The sequence below is a fragment of the Thermococcus sp. genome (assembly GCF_027052235.1).
In the GTDB taxonomy this organism is placed as follows: domain Archaea; phylum Methanobacteriota_B; class Thermococci; order Thermococcales; family Thermococcaceae; genus Thermococcus.
Window position 1 is genome coordinate 1 of the sequence record NZ_JALUFF010000059.1, and the last position, 2758, is coordinate 2758.

Consider the following 2758-nt stretch of genomic DNA (forward strand, 5'->3'; position numbering starts at 1 on the left):
GGCTCTTCTCTATCGCAATGACTCTCGCCTTTCCATGAACTGCCATCGGCAGGCTGAGGTGTCCAATGCCCGCGAACATGTCGACCACAAGTTCATCCGGCTTTGCAACCTTTGCCATTCTCACACGCTCTTTGACGTTTGCAGGGGAGAACATTATCCGAGCGACGTCGAGCTTGTACTTGATGCCGTTTTCCACGTGAACGGTGATAGTATCACTCCCGTAGAGAACCTCGTAGTTCGTCTCGCGAAACTCACCCCCTATCCTCCCCTTCCGGAGAACCGTTTTAACGCCAAGAACCTGGGCGTAAACCTCGGCTATCCTCTTTTTATAGGGCTCAAGCTCGGGCCTGAGCGGGAGGATGAGAACGTCCCCTATCCTGACCCAGTGCTTGGGGAGCTTCTCAACCAACTCCGAGGGCAGCTCATTGGAGAGAATTTCCCGGATGCGCGGTTTTATAAGCTGTGTCCTTGCCATCGCTTTAAATCTCCTCCTGGCATTAAAAAGACTTTCCCGTCACTTCGGCAAAAAGCGATGAGAAAGCCTTAAAAACCGAAAGGCCGAAGTTAAAGCGAGAACTCCTCTGGAGGTCGATGGAGTCTATGGATGATGAACCCCCGAATAGTTGGTTTTCCCGCCTGTTTAAACACGATAAAACCGCCCTTCTTGAGCAGAAGTTGAGTGACGAGGCCTACGGGGATTACCGGAGGCTCTTGATGAAGGCAAGGCCAGAGGTCGACGGGTCAAGGCTCACGCTGCGGCTCTCGGATGGGGTCGTCGAACTTGACAAAGGCGTTCTCCGCATTAAGGCCAAGAACAGAAAAACGGCCGAGAAAATTCTTAGAAACCTCCACCACTACGACCAGCCACCGAGCATATGGCCCGCCTACGGTCTCAGCTACTCTCTCAAGAGGCGGAAGGGAACCATACTCTGAGCTCTCTTCTTCCCAAACCTTTAAAACGCTCCACGCTTTACCCTCCACGCGGATGACGACCCTTGCCCAGACTGAATCGTGATGACGTCGGTATTAGCTGACGCCGGGGCGGGGAGGTTCGCGGGCCGATGAGCCGCCCCATTCAGGAGGGTGAAATATGAACGGGAACAACGGGGATGGAAGCGAGCTGATAGAATTCTACGCCAGCGAGGCCCTGACCTGTCCGAGGAGGATATACTTCCGGCTTAAGGGCTATCCGGAGAGGTGGCCGGAGTTTGTGAAGGTAAGGTTAAACCAGGGGGTAAACACCCACAACGTTCTGGGCGAGATTTTGAAGAAGCGCTTCGGCTTTGAACTCGAAAAACATCTCGTTCTCCGCTCACAGAAGCTCGGTTTTGAAATACACGGCAGGATTGACGCGGTTCGTGACTTTCCAATCGAGATAAAGGGCAAGACGAGTCTCCCGCGTACCCCCTACGATTACCACCTTGCCCAGCTTAACGTCTACATGAGATGGGCCGAGGCCGAGTACGGGTACCTCTACTACATAAAGCTCCACGAGGAGCCCATGAAGGTCATAAACAGGATCGATTTTTCGAACTTCCCGGTGGTCAAGGGCCCCAACTTCAGGGCCTTTGAGGTTCCCTACGACAAGGCGCTCTTCAAGGAGACCCTGAGGCACTTTTACAGGGTTAAGAGGGCCTACGAGAGGGACAGGCCGCCTGAGGGATGGAGGAGCTTTTCCTGTAAATTCTGTCCCTACCGTTATCTGTGTTTTCCGGATGATGAGTGAGTTCCCTGTGGTTTGAAACCCCAAGGATTTGGAAAATTTTGGGGTTGCTAATCACAAAGATTGTGGTAATCTTTGGGGTTGGCAACCACAGACCTAATCCTTTCGTATCCTCCACTTAAGCCCTCCGTCAACGAGTGCCTCTATCTCTCCCCTGTTGTAGAGCTCCGCTATGAACCCCCTCACTGGCACGAGGTTCAGGGCAAGCTTCTGGGGAGTCACCTCAACATCGTAGTGCTCCATCAGCCTGAAGGCTATCTCGTCAATTGATGCCGGTTTCTGAAGAATCCCCAGGATCAAATTTTCTGCCTCTTCCACCCTTTTCAGGTTGAAGTGGAGGAGGTTCTTCGCTTCGTCACCATCAACGGGCTTTCCATGCGATGGTATGAGAAGGTAACCCTTTTCTGCATAATTCTGCAGTTCTTCAATTGAAGCTTTGAAGGACTCTGGATCTACCAGGTAGGGCACCCCAACCGAGCCTATAAGCCTCTCGCCGAAGAAAGAATCCCCTGCATAGATTACCCCGTTTTCCTCGTCCAGGAAGCCCGTCATTCCGGGCGAGTGGCCGTTGAGCTTCAGGGTTTTGAAGCCGAAGAGTTCATCGCCCCATTCGAAAACCGCATGAACCCTAACTTCTTCCGGGAACTGGAATACGAGGAACCCCTTCGGGGCCTTCGAGCCAAAGGTGAGTAGCTCTCTGTTGAGGGGGCTCTCGGCTATCGAGAACTCGAACCTGTGCGCGAAGAGTGGAGCCTCTATCCTTGGGGCTACCGCGATGTGGTCGGCGTGGCTGTGGGTGGCCAGCTGGGCTCTTATCTCCATCCCGAGCTTCCGCACTTCCCTCCTGAGGTCTTTGTGCCTCCCCTTGCCGTGTCCCGGGTCTATCAGAACCGCGCCAGCGGGGGTGACCTTTATGACAGTGCCTGGGCTTCCGGGATAAAGATAGAGTTCATCACCGAGTTTCCGCAATCCCATACTTCCACCCTGTAGTGTATGGGACGAGAAGAATAAAAATGCACCGGAAAAGAAGAGAGG

3 protein-coding genes and 1 pseudogene are annotated in these 2758 nt (G+C 53.4%); 2 read left to right on the forward strand and 2 right to left on the reverse strand.

Going from position 1 to position 2758, the window contains the following annotated elements; genetic code table 11:
- Nucleotides 1-475: pseudogene (locus tag MVC73_RS07260) on the reverse strand (class I SAM-dependent methyltransferase family protein); the annotation flags it as partial.
- Nucleotides 476-600: 125 nt separating this feature from the next.
- Between MVC73_RS07260 and MVC73_RS07265 the strand changes: the two are divergent.
- Both MVC73_RS07265 and cas4 read left to right on the forward strand, forming a co-directional pair.
- The gene (locus tag MVC73_RS07265) at nt 601-933 is read left to right on the forward strand and encodes a hypothetical protein (protein WP_297509020.1); all 333 of its coding nucleotides are present in this window, start codon (nt 601-603) and stop codon (nt 931-933) included.
- 157 nt (nt 934-1090) lie between these two features.
- Nucleotides 1091-1726 (forward strand): CRISPR-associated protein Cas4, encoded by a 636-nt coding sequence (gene cas4, locus MVC73_RS07270; RefSeq protein WP_297509014.1) that lies wholly within the window; start codon nt 1091-1093, stop codon nt 1724-1726.
- A 93-nt stretch (nt 1727-1819) separates the two neighbouring features.
- On the opposite strand, the gene MVC73_RS07275 is transcribed toward cas4, so the two are convergent.
- Nucleotides 1820-2698 carry an MBL fold metallo-hydrolase gene (locus MVC73_RS07275; protein ID WP_297509017.1) on the reverse strand — a complete coding sequence of 293 codons (879 nt, stop codon included), beginning with the start codon at nt 2696-2698 and terminating at the stop codon, nt 1820-1822.
- Nucleotides 2699-2758: the final 60 nt, after the last annotated feature.

What these genes read in the sequence shown, in the direction of transcription:
- MVC73_RS07265 (WP_297509020.1), top strand. Translation starts at nt 601, where the DNA reads ATGGATGATGAACCCCCGAATAGTTGGTTTTCCCGCCTGTTTAAACAC.
- cas4 (WP_297509014.1), top strand. Translation starts at nt 1,091, where the DNA reads ATGAACGGGAACAACGGGGATGGAAGCGAGCTGATAGAATTCTACGCC.
- MVC73_RS07275 (WP_297509017.1), bottom strand. Translation starts at nt 2,698, where the DNA reads ATGGGATTGCGGAAACTCGGTGATGAACTCTATCTTTATCCCGGAAGC.